Source organism: Flavobacterium fragile (assembly GCF_023634865.1).
Lineage (GTDB): Bacteria > Bacteroidota > Bacteroidia > Flavobacteriales > Flavobacteriaceae > Flavobacterium > Flavobacterium fragile.
Window position 1 is genome coordinate 455,021 of record NZ_JAMLJN010000001.1, and the last position, 15,427, is coordinate 470,447.

The following is a 15,427-nucleotide window of genomic DNA, read 5'->3' on the forward strand; positions in this document are numbered from 1 at the left end:
TGCTCAATTGTAGTGTTTTCAAGGCTTACAGTGCTATTGCATTTTCTGTTAGCTTAACACCATTCAATAATTCATGTGCCCACATCCTTTTCTTTCCTGGAAATTGTAAACTTTCAATTTTTAGAATGCCATCTTTTACGGCTACAAAAATCTCTTTTTTAGTAGTAGTAATTTTTCCAACCCTTTCTGAATGTTCTTTTTCTTCAAAACTAGCCGAGTAGATTTTTACATTCCATTCATTTTCGCCATCTTTAATATAGGTCCAAGCGGCTGGATAAGGTGACAAACCTCTAATTAAATTAAAAATAGTCATTCCAGATTGCGACCAATCAATTTTGCAATTATCCTTGTTTAGTTTGTAAGCCGTTTTTACATCAGGATGGTTTTCTTGTAAAGTAGTAGTCGCTTTTCCAGATTCGATTAATTGTAAAGTTTCTAAAACCGCCTCGCTTCCTAAATGCATCAATCGGTCATGTAATTCTCCAGCAGTTTCATTGGCTCCGATTTCTGTTTCCTTACTTAAAATCATCGCACCAGTATCAATTTTATCATCAATAAAGAAAGTGGTAACGCCTGTTTTAGTTTCGCCATTAATGATAGCCCAATTAATAGGAGCGGCCCCACGGTATTCTGGTAACAATGAAGCGTGGAGATTAAAGGTGCCTAATTTAGGCATTTTCCAAACTACTTCAGGTAACATTCTAAAGGCTACGACTACTTGTAAATTCGCTTCTAAACTTCTTAATTCAGATAAAAATTCTTCCGATTTTAAATTGGTAGGCTGTAGTAAACGCAAGTTTTTTTCTAACGCATATTCTTTAATCGCACTCATGCTTACTTTTTGTCCACGACCTGCAGGTTTGTCTGGAGCGGTGATAACGCCAACAATATCATAGTTGTTTTTGTAAATAGTATCCAAAATCCCAACAGCAAAATCGGGCGTTCCCATGAATACAATTCGTAATTTTTCCATTATATAAGGTAATATTGATTGTTTGAATTGATTTTAATACGATTATTTTCTAACAATAATTGAATTGCAAAGATAGTCGCTTCTGAAGAAATGTGAAGTTGGTTTTCAATTTCTCTTGAACTTAATGGACTTTTCGTTAATAATTGAAGAACTGATTGCGTTATTTCAACGGGATTGACTTTTTTTTTAGAAGTACAATACGAACAAATGCCACAATCCTCATTTGCAATTTCATCGAAATAAGCTAGAAGCATTTTGTTTTTACACGTATCTTCATTGGTGATGTATTGCACTACTTGTTGAAACTGATCTTCTTTTAATTGGTTTTGATGTTCTAAAAACTTCGCCACGCGATTAATAGTTAAATCATCTTCTCGAGCTTCGTTAAACGTGATGGAACTATCGTTGTTTTTTGCATGTAAAATAATGCACTGACTCGCAGCCAATTTATCAATTATTTCTTCTACTTTTTTTTCTGAGGTGTTTGCTTTTTTGGCCACCAAATGCGGATTAATCGTAGTTTCTACATCAAAAATGCCAGAATAGGTTCTCAAAATAGTGGTAATAACAGGTTCGTCGTGAGGATGTAAACTGATGTAACGAATGACTTCTTTGCTCGGAATGATAAATTGCAAACTAATTTTTTCTGTGGATTCACTTTGAAATGTAATAATACCTTGACGATCTAAAAATTGCAAACTATTAAAAGCTTTAATTACCGGAAAATGGTAATGCGCACAAAACTGATTCAAATTGAAAGCAAAACTTTCGTTATAACCTTCGCCATAAGCAATTTGGAAGTAATTATTCAATTTGATGTAAACGTCTTTTACGAATTTTTTATTGGGTAAAACATCTATAAATTGAGCCTTGGTGTAAGCAATATCAGAAGGATTGGTAACAATAATTCCGAATGCCTTTTCTCCATTTCGACCCGCTCTTCCTGCTTCTTGGTAGTAATTTTCAATGTTTTCTGGAAGTTGAATGTGAATCACCGTTTTAACATCGGGTTTGTCGATTCCCATTCCAAAAGCATTCGTAGCTACAATAACTTGCGATTTGTTTTCCAACCACGATTGCATGTTTTTTTCTTTCTCTTTTGCAGGTAAGCCACCATGATAAAACGTACAAGTAAAACCCAATTGATTCAACTGTTGCGATGTTTCAATACACGATTTTCGATTGCGAACATAGATTATCGAAGATTGCGGATTTTTTGTCAATATCTGCTGAATCTTGAATAATTTATCTTCGGTTTTAATCACGTGATACGCTAAATTTTCTCTAGTAAATGACTTCGTAAAAACTTTCGGATTTACCAAAGCCAAATGCGTACAAATATCTTCCTGAACTCTTTTATTTGCCGTTGCAGTCAAAGCTAAAAATGGAGTAGAAGGGAAGTGTGTTTTTAAAGCCGAAATTTTCAAATAAGCCGGTCTAAAATCGTGTCCCCATTGGCTCACACAATGGGCTTCGTCAATAGCAATAAGGTTAATAGGTAATTGTTTCAAACGTTCTACAATCCAGTCGTGTTGCAAACGTTCGGGTGAAAGATATAAGAACTTATAATTTCCAAATTGGCAGTTGTCTAAAATATCAATAATGTCGTCTTGAGAAACGCCACCAGTTAAGGCAATCGCTTTGATGTTTTTGCTTTGTAAATTTTGAACCTGATCTTTCATTAAAGCAATCAAAGGCGAAATTACCAAGCAAATTCCATTCAACATCATCGCCGGAATCTGAAAACAAACTGATTTTCCGCCACCCGTTGGTAAAAGCGCAAACGTATCATTACCATCTAAAACCGATTGAATAATGGCTTCTTGAGGTGCTCTAAAACTATCGTGTTTCCAGTATTTTTTAAGAATTTGTAAGGCTTCCGACATTTAAATAGGCTTTTAGAAACACTAAAATACAAAAAATTATTTACCTAATTGTTTCATGATGAAATCTACGCGATTTTCAACGGTGTCTTTAGGGACTTCAGTTATCGAATACCCATATTTTTCGTAAGTTTCCATTAAATGTTGGTGAATTAGAACGGCTTGTTCGTAATTTTCGTAACGTTCTGCATCACTCACATAAATTTCTTCCCAAGGTGGAAGTACAAAAATGGAAGTATATTTGTGCTCTTTGCAAGCCGTATCAAAAAAAGAAGGATAAGAGTCTCCAATATAGTGCATGTATGCTAAAACATCAGGTATACCTCTATCTAAAAAAACAATATTTGCTTCTTCTTGTAAAGCTGCTTTGTATTGTTTTTTTCTACCTTCCAACAATAATTCGCTAAACAAAAGCGGTTTTTCTAGAAACAATTGTTCTATGCCTTGTTCTTGTGCTTCACGAATGACTTCACGAGAAATCTCAGGATAACAAGTGTGCCCTTTAGCTTTTAAAGCTTCTATTAAGGTGGTTTTTCCAGAGCTTGGTCCACCAATTAAAACCACAATTTCTTTGTTCATATTGGAATTACTAAGGCGCAAAAGTAAGTTTTTTTAAAAATCTAATCAACTTTAAAATTTATAAGTTACTACAATACAATTCTAAACAGAATAAAGTATATTTGCTTTTCCAAAAACGAAATGATGATGGATAAGAAAACAGAAGAATTTTATGTGCGTTTAAAAGAAGAATTGGCTAACTCAACGATTTGGCCATCAGAGTATTTGTATAAATTTATTATGCCTTCTGATATTCACAGCATAGCAAAAGTTGAAGCAGCATTTAATAATATGGGTGCTGTTATTTCTACTCAACAATCTAAAACAGGTAAATTTACGAGTGTTTCAATTAGTGTGAATATGCCAAATCCGCAGAGTGTAATTGATAAATATATTGAGGTTTCTGATATAGAAGGCATCATTTCATTATAAAATAAATATGCAAGAAGAAGTAAGTAATTTAGAATATAATTCGCAGCGTCCGCATTTGATTATTCCTGAATACGGCAGACATTTACAAAAGCTAATCGATCAAGCAACAGCAATTGAAGATAGAGAAGAGCGAAATAAAGCGGCAAAATACATCATTTCTGTAATGGGTTCTTTAAATCCACACTTACGAGATGTGCCCGATTTTCAACATAAATTGTGGGATCAGTTGTTTATTATGTCTGATTTTAAATTGGATGTAAATTCACCCTATCCCATTCCTTCTGAAGATATTTTGACACAAAAACCAGATCGTTTAAAATACCCTCAAAATTTTCCAAAATACCGTTTTTATGGTAACAACATCAAATACATGATTGATGTAGCCAACAGTTGGGAAGATAGTGAATTGAAGAATGCTTTGGTTTTAGTAATTGCCAATCACATGAAAAAGTGTTACTTAAGTTGGAACAAAGATACAGTAACGGATGAAGTGATTTTTGAACATTTACTAGAACTTTCAGGAGGAAAATTAAACCTTTCAAAATCGAATGAAGAGCTTTCGAATACTCATGATTTAATGAAAGTGAATAAGAAAGTTTCAAACAAAGCACAATTTGGATCATCAAAGCCAGGTATAGTTAAGAAAAACAGTAACATCAAAGGGCACCTGAACAAAAACAATCAAAATAAAAATACATTTAAAAAATAGGCAGTTACATGGGAACATTCAAAATTGAAGGAGGAAAAGCATTAAAAGGAGAAATCACACCACAAGGCGCTAAAAACGAAGCGTTACAAGTGTTATGTCCTGTGTTATTAACTTCTGAAAAAGTAAGAGTAACCAATATTCCAGATATCATTGACGTTAATAAATTGATTACACTTTTAGGTAATTTAGGTGTTAAAATTCAAAAAAATGGCCCTGGCGATTACACGTTTCAAGCCGATGAGGTAAATGTAAACTACTTAAAAACAGAAGCGTTCAAAAAAGAAGGCGGAAGTTTAAGAGGTTCGATTATGATTGTTGGACCACTTTTAGCACGTTTTGGTTGTGGATACATTCCTAAGCCAGGAGGTGATAAAATCGGACGTCGTCGTTTAGATACGCATTTTGAAGGTTTTATTAACCTTGGTGCAAAATTCAGATATGAAAGAGAAGACCATTTCTACGGAGTAGAGATTGACGGAAGATTACAAGGAACTTATATGTTGTTAGACGAAGCTTCTGTAACAGGGACTGCTAATATCGTAATGGCAGCCGTTTTAGCGGAAGGAACAACAACAATATACAACGCGGCTTGTGAGCCATACTTACAACAGTTGTGTAAAATGTTAAACTCAATGGGTGCGAAAATCACTGGAGTTGGGTCAAACTTATTAACTATTGAAGGAGTAGAAAGCTTAGGTGGTTGCGAACACAGAATTTTACCTGATATGATTGAAATCGGTTCTTGGATTGGTCTTGCAGCAATGACAAGAAGCGAAATCACAATTAAAAATGTGAGTTGGGATAATTTAGGACAAATTCCAAGTGTGTTTAGAAAATTAGGAATCACCTTAGAAAGAAAAGGAGATGATATTTACATTCCTGCTCATAAAGATGGTTACGAAATCAAAACCGACATTGATGGTTCTATTTTAACCATAGCAGATGCTCCGTGGCCGGGTTTTACTCCTGATCTATTGAGTATCGTTCTAGTGGTGGCTACTCAAGCAAAAGGAGATGTATTAATTCATCAAAAAATGTTTGAAAGCCGTTTGTTTTTTGTGGATAAATTAATTGATATGGGAGCCAAAATTATGTTATGTGATCCACACAGAGCAGTGGTTATGGGACATAATTTCCAATCGCAATTAAAAGCTACGACCATGAGTTCGCCAGATATTAGAGCGGGAATCTCCCTATTAATCGCAGCTCTAACTGCAAAAGGAACTTCAACTATCCAAAATATTGAACAAATTGATAGAGGTTACGAGCGCATCGATGAAAGACTTCGCGCTATCGGAGCAAATATCGTAAGAGTATAAACTTAGTTTTCAGTAAGCAGTCGCAGTAAGCAGTTTTACTGTGACTGAACACTGAGACTGATTACTAAAAAATGGGAACCTACATTATCATTTTTCTCTGCATAGCTTCTTTCGTAGCTGGTTTTATAGATGCTATTGTAGGTGGTGGCGGACTTATTCAAACTCCTGCAGCTTTAATTTTGTTGCCTAATTTACCAGTAGCTTCGGTTATTGGGACACTTAAAATTCCAGGTTTTAGCGGTACGAGTATTGCGGCTTATCAATATGTGAAAAAAGTAAAAATCAATTGGAGATTATTTGTTGTTATGGCAATTGTTTCCTTTTCGTTTTCTTATTTAGGTTCAAGTTTATTAAATGTCATGAAAAACGATTTCATGAAACCAGTTCTTTTTGTCATCTTACTCATATTATTGATTTACACTTACCTAAAGAAAGATTTTGGTCATTTTCATATTAGTATTCTAACCAAACAACAGTTATATCTTTATGCATCGCTCATTGTTGCAGTTCTTGGTTTTTATGACGGTTTCATAGGTCCAGGAACAGGAAGCTTATTAATTATGGCTTTTATCGCCATTTTGGGTTTTGATTTTCTTCAAGCCAATGCAAATGCTAAATTAGTCAATTTGGCAACCAACTTCGGTTCGATTACTTTGTTTATGCTTAAAGGAAAGATTATTTGGGCAGTGGCTATTCCTATGGCAATCTGTAATATCATTGGAGCTTGGTTAGGAGCCAAACTAGCCATTTCTCAGGGCAACGGATTTATTCGGATGTTCTTCTTAATTGTTGTCGGATTTGCGTTGCTTCGTTTTGGATATGATGTGTTTTTTAAGTAATTTAAAATCAAATTAAGGAATTTCGATTTGAATTTTAATTTCTTTTTTAAAGAATACGAAATGAGGTTTGTGTTTTTATAAGTTGCTAAAACAATGGTTTACAATTCACAATTTTATAATTCATTCGCACCAAAAGAATTGATAGCTGATTTATAATTAAATGAATTATTTCCCCGTAATCACCTTACGGTGGTTTAATCCCCACAACCTTAATTCTTCAATTATTGGGTACAAAGTTTCAGTGTAAGGTGTTATGGTGTATTTAATTAAAACGGGAGATTGATCATAAACCGTCCTTTTAATCAACGTATGAGCCTCCAATTCTTTTAATTCTTTCGATAATACCTTAGCGGATATTTTAGGTATGCTTCTTTCAATATCTGTAAAACGATGATTGCCACTAGATATTGAAATCAAAATTAACAATTTCCATTTTCCACTAATCACATCTAATGCATCTCCCACGGGCAATAAAGCGTTGATACATTCCGAATTATTTTCCATCATATACTTACTTTCCTTTAGGTAACTACTAACTTTTATAAAGCAAATATAAATACCTTTGCTCAAAAAATAGAGAATATGAACAAGATTTTAATTACTGGAGCAACTGGGAACTTAGGAAAAGCCGTTGCCAACGAACTAATTGCAAAAGGAGTGACTAACGTTAGCGTAATGGCGAGAGATTTGCAAAAAGCTGAAGAATTCAAAGCCAAAGGAGTCGAAGTGGTATACGGAGATTACAACGATTATGATTCTTTAGTAAAGGCTTTTACTAATGTAGATACGTTATATTTTGTGTCTGCAAGTGATGTGACACAACGTTATACCCAACAAGAAAATGTAGTAAAAGCAGCTGCAGAAGCAGGGGTGAAGCATATCATTTATACTAGTGCGCAACGAAAAAGAGAAGATGGAACGTCTGTTATTGCCTTTGTAATTGAAGCCGATTTACACACTGAAGCATTAATTAAAGAATCGGGAATGACGTATACCATTTTAAAACATGGTTTGTATGCAGAACTTTTACCTTTATTTATGGGAGAAAGTGTAATTGAAACGGGCGTAGTGTATCTTCCTGCAGGAATGGGAAAAGCAGCTTACATCTCTCGTAACGATTTAGCCATAGCAGGTGCTACAATCATTACAACTGAAGGTCATGAAAACAAAACCTATGAATTTGGTGGAGCTACTGCTTATTCGTTCCAAGATATTGCAGATATGTTAACCGAACTTTCTGGGAAAACAATCGAATATGTCAATCCTACAGCAGAAGAATTTGCTCAGCAAATGAAAGAATATGGTTTAACCAATGAAGAAATTGATGAAGCCGCTGGCTTTTGTATTGCTATTGCGCAAGATGAATTTGATTTTCCATCTCCAACAGTGGAGCAATTAATCGGAAGACCCACAACAAGCATCAAAGATTTTTTAAAGAAAACGTATACTCTTTAAGTAATGAAAAAGCGTAACTCAGTTACGCTTTTATTTTAATGTATCGCTAATCTAAAAGTTTTTAAAACTAAAACTTCAATCCAAACATCACACCATCACCTTGAACACCATTTTGGTAACTTCTCACGTAATCAACGCGTAAAAATCGGAATTTACCAAAACCAATATTATCAAAACCAACAGTAAACTCTTGATACGGTTTCATGTTTGGAATGTTCAATTGATGAAATCCTCCAATTAAATTCCATTGCAATTTGTTCAACAACGGAATCTTATTCATAATATAGCCTTTGAAATTGTGCTCAATATGCGTTTCCAAATACGCATCATTCGTTGAATGACTATAGTAAGGTAACAAGTTAAACGCATTCAAAGAATTATTCAATAAGTTCACATGCGTTTGATTTCCGTTAAAGTGTTTATAATCTACAAACGAAATATTATCCGCATTAAAGAATTTTCCTGCTTTAAAACGAAGACCAAAATCTCCCTTGTTACCAATGGTTGTATTGTAATCTATTGTACCGCTGATCAAGTCATAATGGTAATTACTGTTAGTGGCACCAAACCCTTTTTCATAGTTGAAACTCAATACAGGATAATTATCGTTTTGAATGTTAATCTTTCCATCTGGTCGTGAAATATATTTTTGTCCAAAACGAATGCGCGTTCCTAGACTCGCTTTAATTATGTGGTGTTGTTCAAACGGCACCGAAGTAAAATTATAAGGTTGTAGTGGATCGTTTGAAAAATATAGATCGTTTTTTTTGGCAAAGCTATAAGAGGTATTATTGAATAAAGCACGACGGTTTTCATATACTAATTTACCCGAAGCAAAAATACCATTGGTTACTTCTCTACCATAGTTAACTTCTGCAAATTCCTTGTTGTATAATTTCATAAAGTTGTTTCTGAAAAATAGAGAGGCTACCGAGTTTACTAAATTACTGATCGGTTCGTTTGGATTAAACTGACTTATTGCACTACCACCACTCAGGCTAATATATGCGTTGTTTTTATTGTTAAATCGATGGTAAATATTTCCCTTTACCCGAAGGCGGTCTTCGGCAAATCCATAATTAAAAGTTGAGGAAATAGATGTGTATTTTCCTGTTTCTTCATTCCGCTTGGTATATGAAAAACCACTATTTAAGTTATATCCCTGAACCGTATTAAAACTTAAAGAACCTACAGTAGACAAACCTTGATAGTTGAAACTCCAGTTTTTAAATGAATTCTTATACGTATAACCCGAAATAATCTTTAATAACTTGAATTTATTTCCTTTAGCATCAATCGAATCCAGATAGACTTGCGATTTTCTGATGGTTTGGATGCTGTCTTTTTTTACATAGTTTTTAGTTTCTTCCTCGGTTAAGGGAACCGGACGATTTTCTTCCCAATAAGAAGTGTCTTTTTTATTGGCATTTTCGGCAAAAGTAACAATTTCTTTCCCAAAAGTCTTCTTCTCGAAAGTGTCTTTAAAGTTGTAGTTTGTGAAAACGTGCGTAAATTTCCCTGTGAACTTCATTCCGAAAATCCCTGCTTCAAAATCTAAAGCTTGTATATTTTTAACCCAAATTTCACTGTCTGAATTATAACTGAAGTTCTGAGTTAATTTCATATTTTCCAGAATAGGTTGTTGCATACGATACCCTTTAATGTCAAGGTCGATTCCAAAAATTGCCCAAGAATCTTCTACAATATAAATATAGCCTTCAAAAACAGGTTCTTTATCGCGTTTAGGAGTAACTAAAATTTTATTGATTAACTGATTTTTGTCGTCGTAAAAGAAACTTTCTAATTTAAATTTGTAGTAATTAAAAGCATTGTCAGCAATAGGAGATACCATATTAATTCCAAAATCAATATAGTTTTCATAGAAATCATAATTGGTATTTAAAGCCGTATTGTAACTAAAACCATTGTCATTTCCAGCTATTTTAGAAGCTATAATTTCCTCTTTTAAATTATCGGGCTTTTCAAATTTAATTTTAGAAACCGTTTCCGATTGATAAATAATACCGCTACGAGTAGAATCAAGATTGCCGTCTAAGTCACCAATTTCAACTCCCATAAATTTCTTTGGAATGTCTTTGGCTCTAAAAATACCTCTTGAATAAAAATCGGCTTCAAACTTATCGGTTTTAGCAGCATTTTTCTTTTTTGACTTAATAGTATTTCTTATGATTTCATTAGCAGGATTATCGCCATTCATAACCACAACCTCTTTCAACTGAAAATATTCTTCTTGTAATACTACATCAAATTCGTACGGAAAGTTGGTAATATTTAGAATATGTTTCTGACTTTTAAAACCCAAGCATTGAAAAATAAGATGCACATTTTTTTTATCGGGTACATTTAATTCGTAATTACCTAATTCGTTAGAGGTGGTGCTTATGTAGGTATTCTCTATGTAAATATTTACAAATGGAACTGGATTACCCTCTTTGTCTTTAATAGTACCTTTTATTTGTGAAAATGCAAAGGAGCTAATGCTTAATAGGACAAGTAGAATTTTATTCATAGAAGTTTGTTTTTATAGACGGATATTTCTCTAAAGAGGTTGGATTACATAAAAGATTGTAAAGCTAATTTATAACTCTGCAGTCCAAAGCCAATAATAATGCCCTTAGCATTTGGTGAAATATAAGATTGATGACGAAATGATTCTCTTGAAAAAGTGTTGGAAATGTGAACTTCCACAACAGGAGTGGTAATAGCTTTAACCGCATCACCAATACCAATTGAGGTATGTGTGTACGCACCAGCATTCAATATAATGCCATCATAACTAAAACCTGTTTCCTGAAGTTTTGAAATAATTTCTCCTTCTATATTACTCTGATAATAGTCTAACGTTACTTTTGGAAATTCCGTTTTTAAGGTTTCCAAGTATGATTCGAAAGTTGAATTTCCATATACTTCAGGCTCGCGTTTTCCTAAAAGATTGAGATTGGGACCATTTATAATGATGATTTTCATACGAATGTTTTTGTAAAAATAAAAAAACCATTCCTTTTGAGAATGGTTTTAGTAAAATATTCTGATAACATATCATTAAAACATCAGTCCAACCGATAACTGAACCGCTGAATTTTTAACATCAGCATCTTTTTTAGCTTCCGTTAAACCTGCCACGTAACGACCAGATACAAATATCTTTTTAGTTAGTTTATAACTTAAACCACCAGCAAGGCCAACTTCAAAAGGATTCGTGTCGTTAGCGTCTACTTTATTTCTCTCGCTAACTAATACCGAGGCTTGTGGACCAAACTCTAAACTTAAACCATTAGACGTTAAATAGAATTTAGCCAATACTGGTAACGACAAATATCCCAACTCGTTTTTAATTTCGTCAGAAAGGTATTTAAGTTTAGCGCCTTGGGTAGAATACAAAAGCTCAGGTTGAATAGCAAAATTGTCAAATACTTTTAATTCAGCTATAAGTCCACCATGGTAGTTAGTGATAGCGCTTGTTTCTATATTTCCAATGCTGCTGCCTGAGTAATTGGTGAAGCTAGCTCCTCCTTTAATGCCCAATGTTAATAACTGTGCTTGAGAAAAATTTGTTCCAAGGAACAAAACTAATAAGGTTGCGAATACTTTTTTCATTTAATTAATTTTTTAATTATAACGGAATCTAGCGCTTTTTAGTATAAAACCCGATAAAATACACTTTTTAACGATTTTAGGAACTGTTTGAAAATTAGTATTTTACTTTTTTTGCTAAGTTTTAAGCACTATTAACAAGTATTAAAGTTAATATAAAATCGTTAATTTTTAAAACTACAACATGTTGATTATTAACAATTTCGTTTTTAATTGTTAATAAAATTGTTAATAACCTCTAAAAACATTTTTTTACGTAAGAAAAAATGGCATAAATTTGTTCTACTAACTTTAAATTTAAACTAAAATGAAAAAAGTTTTATTATCAGCTGTAGCATTATTGGCTTTCGGTTTTGCTAACGCACAAGAAGGAAAAGGTAATGGTGGTTTCTCAAAAGGAGATGTATTTGTAACTGGTGCTTTCACTTTTGGAACTACAAATGACAAAAACAATGATGTGAAAACGAATTCTTTTGAAATCGCTCCACAAGTTGGTTTCTTCGTAAATGAAAACATTGCTGTTGGTGGTAAATTAGGTTTCGGTTCTTACAAAACGGAAGATACTGGGGTTGATACTGTAGACATGTCAGGGTTAACTTTAGGTGCTTTCGGTCGTTACTATTTTACTCCTGCTAATCAATTTTCATTATTTGGTCAATTAGGTTTTGATTATTCTTCAATGGAGAATAAATTAACAAATTACAAAGTAAACGGTATTGATGCTGGTTTAGGTTTAGGTATGAATTATTTCGTATCGTCTAACTTTTCTATCGAAGCTGGTGTAGCTGTTTTAGGTTTTACATCTGAAAAGGCTGATGTTTCTGGTGCAAAGGCTAGTACATCTTTTAATTTTGGAGGTGACTGGAGAGCTGTAACTTTCGGAGTTAACTACAAATTCTAATTTGTAATTAAATAAAAATGAAACCCGAGCAATGCTCGGGTTTTTTTGTGTTTTTTATTTGTGTATGCATTTAAATTGATTAAACTAAATATATTTATGTTATTACAAAATGATTATATGTTAGTTAAATAACAAAAAAAAGGAGCTATTAAGCTCCTTTTGCATACATTAATCTTCCAATGACGCCAGGCATTCTTTTGCCTTGTATATCGTAAATCGATTTAATCCACATAGGAAATAACATTGGAACCACAATAAATGATAATTTATTAAAATTCCATGCTTCTTCAAATTCAAAATGAATAAAATGCATAGTAGCTCTTGTTAATCCACAAGCATAACATTCTATTCCAGCAAGTTGAACCGATAAGCAAACACTTTCACCCTTATCAAAAAAATCTGAAGGTAAAGCCCATAAAGCAAAAGGCGTTACAAGAGTAACAATATGAATAGTATAAAAAATAAATTTACGAATATGGCGCATTAGAAAAGATTATAGAGTTTTTGCGTAAGAACCGTCTTTAGGTTGTAAATCACCTGTAATGATTCTAATTAAATCGATTAATGCCCAAATACCACATCCACCTAATGTAAGTAATTGAACAATTCCTTGCCAAGTGTACCCTAAGTAGAATCTGTGGATTCCTAAACCACCTACTAAAGCAGCTAAAATTAAAGCTACTAATTGGCTTTTTCCTTCTGCAGCAGCAGCTGGTGAAGATAATTCATCTTCGCTGTTGTCAACAACTGTTACATTGTTTGTACTTTGTACAGGGAATGATGCATAAGAAACAGATAATGCACCAAACGTTAGCATTAATGCCACGAAAAATAATTTAATTTTCATAATTAAAAGTTTTAGATTTGTACAAAAATATAAAAATCCCTAAAAGAAAATGAAAAATCTTATTAAAATTTTATTAATTGTTTTGTTTGTTAGTTTTGATTCTTTTGCACAAGAAAACTTTGAATTTTTTGGAGCTATTAAATTAAACGGAAACGACAAAACGTTAATAACATATCGCATCGTTTTTCAGGAAAATAATGGGAAAATATCAGGATATTCTATTACTGATTTGGATGGAAGTCATGAAACTAAGAATACTATAGTGGGAACTTATGATAAATCAACTAAGCTTTTAACATTTCAAGAAAGGGATATTTTGTACACCAAATCAAAATTTGCTCAAAGTTCGTTCTGTTTTGTTAATTTTTCAGGCAAAGTAAAATTGGTTGACAATAGCAGTAAGATTGAAGGTAATTTTAAAGGTTTGTTTAAAAATAAAACCAAGTGTATTGATGGCACAGTAGCTTTAGTTGGAAGTGCTAAGATTTATAATTTGGCAAAAAAAGTAAACAAGAAAATTCAAAAATCTAAGCAGATAGACAACGAGGTGAAATTGCGTTCTAATCCAATAGCGATTTTAGATAGTTTGAAAATTAATAAGTTAAGTAAAGATCAAAATCTGAATGTTTTTTGGGAATCTAAAAAGATTAAAATCGAAATATTTGATGCAGGAAAAGAAGATGGAGATGTTATTACTTTATTTCACAATGGTAAAGTAATTCTTGAGAATTATAAAGTGAAGAATGAAAAAAAGATAATAACGGTTCCTGTAAATCTAGATGAAAAGAATGAGTTTAAGATTTTAGCTATTAATGAAGGAACAATTCTTCCAAATACAGCAAAAATTATTCTAATTGATGAAAATCGGACTTTTGAATTGTTGACCTCGTTCAAGAAATCCGAAAATGCCTCTATTACTCTAATTAAAAAGGAATTATAGTCGTCAATTGCGTTATAATGAGTACATGGCAATCATATATTAAAGAATATCAAAATTACCTTCGATTAGAGCGAGGGCTTTCTAAAAATACCATTGAAAATTATACATTTGATATTGAAAAGTTGGTATTGTTTTTAGAACAAAATGATATTGTAGTTTCCCCAATTCAAATTTCTGAAGAAACGATTCAGGAGTTTGTATATGCTATTTCATCCAAAGTAAATGCGCGAAGCCAATCTCGAATTATATCGGGTTTAAAAAGTTTTTTTAATTATTTGATATTTGAGGATTATCGAAATGATAGTCCACTCGAATTGATTGAAGTGCCAAAAATAGGAAGAAAATTACCTGATACATTAGCTACCGAAGAAATTGACGCTTTAATAGCGGCTATAGATTTGTCTACACCAGAAGGTGAAAGAAACAAAGCGATGCTTGAAACTTTATACAGTTGTGGTTTGCGCGTTTCAGAATTAATAGGATTAAAATTATCTGATTTATTTTTTGAAGAAGGCTTTATTAAAATAACAGGAAAAGGGAACAAGCAACGTTTTGTGCCTGTAGGGCAATCTACTATAAAATACATTACTTCTTATGTGAATTTAATTCGCGTGCATTATCCGGTTCAAAAGGGACATGAGGATACCTTGTTTTTGAATAGGAGGGGAAAGCAACTTACAAGGGCAATGGTATTTACTATAATTAAAGATTTAGCGGTAAAAATCAATTTAAATAAAACGATTAGTCCGCATACATTCCGTCATTCTTTTGCTACTCATTTGTTAGAGAACGGTGCCGATTTACGTTCTATTCAATTAATGTTGGGCCACGAGTCCATAACAACTACTGAAGTCTACATGCACTTAGATCGTAAATTCCTTTCAGAAGTGTTAAAGAATTTCCACCCGAGAGCCTAGTTTGGAATTTATATATAAAAAAAAGGATGTCATAATAAC

The 15,427-nt window shown here is 32.9% G+C and carries 17 protein-coding genes; 8 read left to right on the forward strand and 9 right to left on the reverse strand.

Translation table 11 applies throughout. The annotated features are described in order from the left end of the window. Window positions 1–25: 25 nt before the first annotated feature. Genes fmt through NAT47_RS02220 form a run of 3 tightly spaced genes read right to left on the reverse strand, consistent with a single transcriptional unit; the run spans window position 26 to window position 3,435 of the window. Window positions 26–973 (reverse strand): methionyl-tRNA formyltransferase, encoded by a 948-nt coding sequence (gene fmt, locus NAT47_RS02210; protein ID WP_250579833.1) that lies wholly within the window; start codon window positions 971–973, stop codon window positions 26–28. Continuing rightward, on the reverse strand, window positions 973–2,859 hold the full coding sequence (locus tag NAT47_RS02215) for a RecQ family ATP-dependent DNA helicase (protein WP_250579834.1): 1,887 nt from the start codon (window positions 2,857–2,859) through the stop codon (window positions 973–975). Before NAT47_RS02215 ends, fmt begins: the two co-directional genes overlap by 1 nt. A gap of 36 nt (window positions 2,860–2,895) precedes the next feature. Further along, on the reverse strand, window positions 2,896–3,435 hold the full coding sequence (locus NAT47_RS02220) for an AAA family ATPase (protein ID WP_250579835.1): 540 nt from the start codon (window positions 3,433–3,435) through the stop codon (window positions 2,896–2,898). A gap of 126 nt (window positions 3,436–3,561) precedes the next feature. On the opposite strand from NAT47_RS02220, the gene NAT47_RS02225 reads away from it, so the two are divergent. From NAT47_RS02225 to NAT47_RS02240, 4 genes are all read left to right on the forward strand, one after another. Continuing rightward, entirely contained in the window at window positions 3,562–3,846 is a 285-nt protein-coding gene (locus NAT47_RS02225) for a DUF493 domain-containing protein (protein WP_250579837.1), read from the forward strand. Window positions 3,847–3,853: 7 nt separating this feature from the next. Next, window positions 3,854–4,555, forward strand: a complete 702-nt coding sequence (locus tag NAT47_RS02230) for a DUF4290 domain-containing protein (RefSeq protein ID WP_250579839.1) — start codon at window positions 3,854–3,856, stop codon at window positions 4,553–4,555. Window positions 4,556–4,563: 8 nt separating this feature from the next. Further along, a complete protein-coding gene (murA, locus tag NAT47_RS02235) occupies window positions 4,564–5,874 on the forward strand; it encodes a UDP-N-acetylglucosamine 1-carboxyvinyltransferase (protein WP_250579841.1) in 1,311 nt (436 codons plus the stop codon). Window positions 5,875–5,945: 71 nt separating this feature from the next. Next, on the forward strand, window positions 5,946–6,713 hold the full coding sequence (locus NAT47_RS02240) for a sulfite exporter TauE/SafE family protein (RefSeq protein ID WP_250579843.1): 768 nt from the start codon (window positions 5,946–5,948) through the stop codon (window positions 6,711–6,713). A 165-nt stretch (window positions 6,714–6,878) separates the two neighbouring features. Here the strand turns inward: NAT47_RS02240 and NAT47_RS02245 are convergent, their stop codons facing one another. Further along, the gene (locus tag NAT47_RS02245) at window positions 6,879–7,220 is read right to left on the reverse strand and encodes a winged helix-turn-helix transcriptional regulator (RefSeq protein WP_250579845.1); all 342 of its coding nucleotides are present in this window, start codon (window positions 7,218–7,220) and stop codon (window positions 6,879–6,881) included. 75 nt (window positions 7,221–7,295) lie between these two features. Here NAT47_RS02245 and NAT47_RS02250 point away from each other — a divergent pair, with 75 nt between their 5' ends. Then, window positions 7,296–8,168 (forward strand): SDR family oxidoreductase, encoded by an 873-nt coding sequence (locus tag NAT47_RS02250; protein WP_250579847.1) that lies wholly within the window; start codon window positions 7,296–7,298, stop codon window positions 8,166–8,168. A 67-nt stretch (window positions 8,169–8,235) separates the two neighbouring features. Here NAT47_RS02250 and NAT47_RS02255 read toward each other — a convergent pair whose 3' ends face one another. The 3 genes from NAT47_RS02255 to NAT47_RS02265 all read right to left on the reverse strand — a co-directional run bounded on the left by NAT47_RS02255 (window position 8,236) and on the right by NAT47_RS02265 (window position 11,786). Next, window positions 8,236–10,698 carry a DUF5686 and carboxypeptidase regulatory-like domain-containing protein gene (locus NAT47_RS02255; RefSeq protein ID WP_250579849.1) on the reverse strand — a complete coding sequence of 821 codons (2,463 nt, stop codon included), beginning with the start codon at window positions 10,696–10,698 and terminating at the stop codon, window positions 8,236–8,238. A gap of 44 nt (window positions 10,699–10,742) precedes the next feature. Continuing rightward, the gene (gene aroQ, locus NAT47_RS02260; protein ID WP_250579851.1) at window positions 10,743–11,156 is read right to left on the reverse strand and encodes a type II 3-dehydroquinate dehydratase; all 414 of its coding nucleotides are present in this window, start codon (window positions 11,154–11,156) and stop codon (window positions 10,743–10,745) included. A 75-nt stretch (window positions 11,157–11,231) separates the two neighbouring features. Next, window positions 11,232–11,786: a porin family protein gene (locus NAT47_RS02265; protein ID WP_250579853.1), complete on the reverse strand. Its 555-nt coding sequence runs from the start codon at window positions 11,784–11,786 to the stop codon at window positions 11,232–11,234. 304 nt (window positions 11,787–12,090) lie between these two features. Here NAT47_RS02265 and NAT47_RS02270 point away from each other — a divergent pair, with 304 nt between their 5' ends. Continuing rightward, entirely contained in the window at window positions 12,091–12,684 is a 594-nt protein-coding gene (locus NAT47_RS02270) for an outer membrane beta-barrel protein (protein ID WP_250579855.1), read from the forward strand. Between the two features lie 148 nt (window positions 12,685–12,832). Here the strand turns inward: NAT47_RS02270 and NAT47_RS02275 are convergent, their stop codons facing one another. Then, window positions 12,833–13,168 carry a DUF2752 domain-containing protein gene (locus NAT47_RS02275; protein WP_250579857.1) on the reverse strand — a complete coding sequence of 112 codons (336 nt, stop codon included), beginning with the start codon at window positions 13,166–13,168 and terminating at the stop codon, window positions 12,833–12,835. Window positions 13,169–13,177: 9 nt separating this feature from the next. Continuing rightward, window positions 13,178–13,531, reverse strand: a complete 354-nt coding sequence (locus tag NAT47_RS02280; RefSeq protein WP_250579859.1) for a TM2 domain-containing protein — start codon at window positions 13,529–13,531, stop codon at window positions 13,178–13,180. A 49-nt stretch (window positions 13,532–13,580) separates the two neighbouring features. On the opposite strand from NAT47_RS02280, the gene NAT47_RS02285 reads away from it, so the two are divergent. After that, the gene (locus NAT47_RS02285; protein ID WP_250579861.1) at window positions 13,581–14,471 is read left to right on the forward strand and encodes a hypothetical protein; all 891 of its coding nucleotides are present in this window, start codon (window positions 13,581–13,583) and stop codon (window positions 14,469–14,471) included. A 17-nt stretch (window positions 14,472–14,488) separates the two neighbouring features. Then, window positions 14,489–15,388, forward strand: a complete 900-nt coding sequence (gene xerD / locus NAT47_RS02290; protein ID WP_250579863.1) for a site-specific tyrosine recombinase XerD — start codon at window positions 14,489–14,491, stop codon at window positions 15,386–15,388. Window positions 15,389–15,427: the final 39 nt, after the last annotated feature.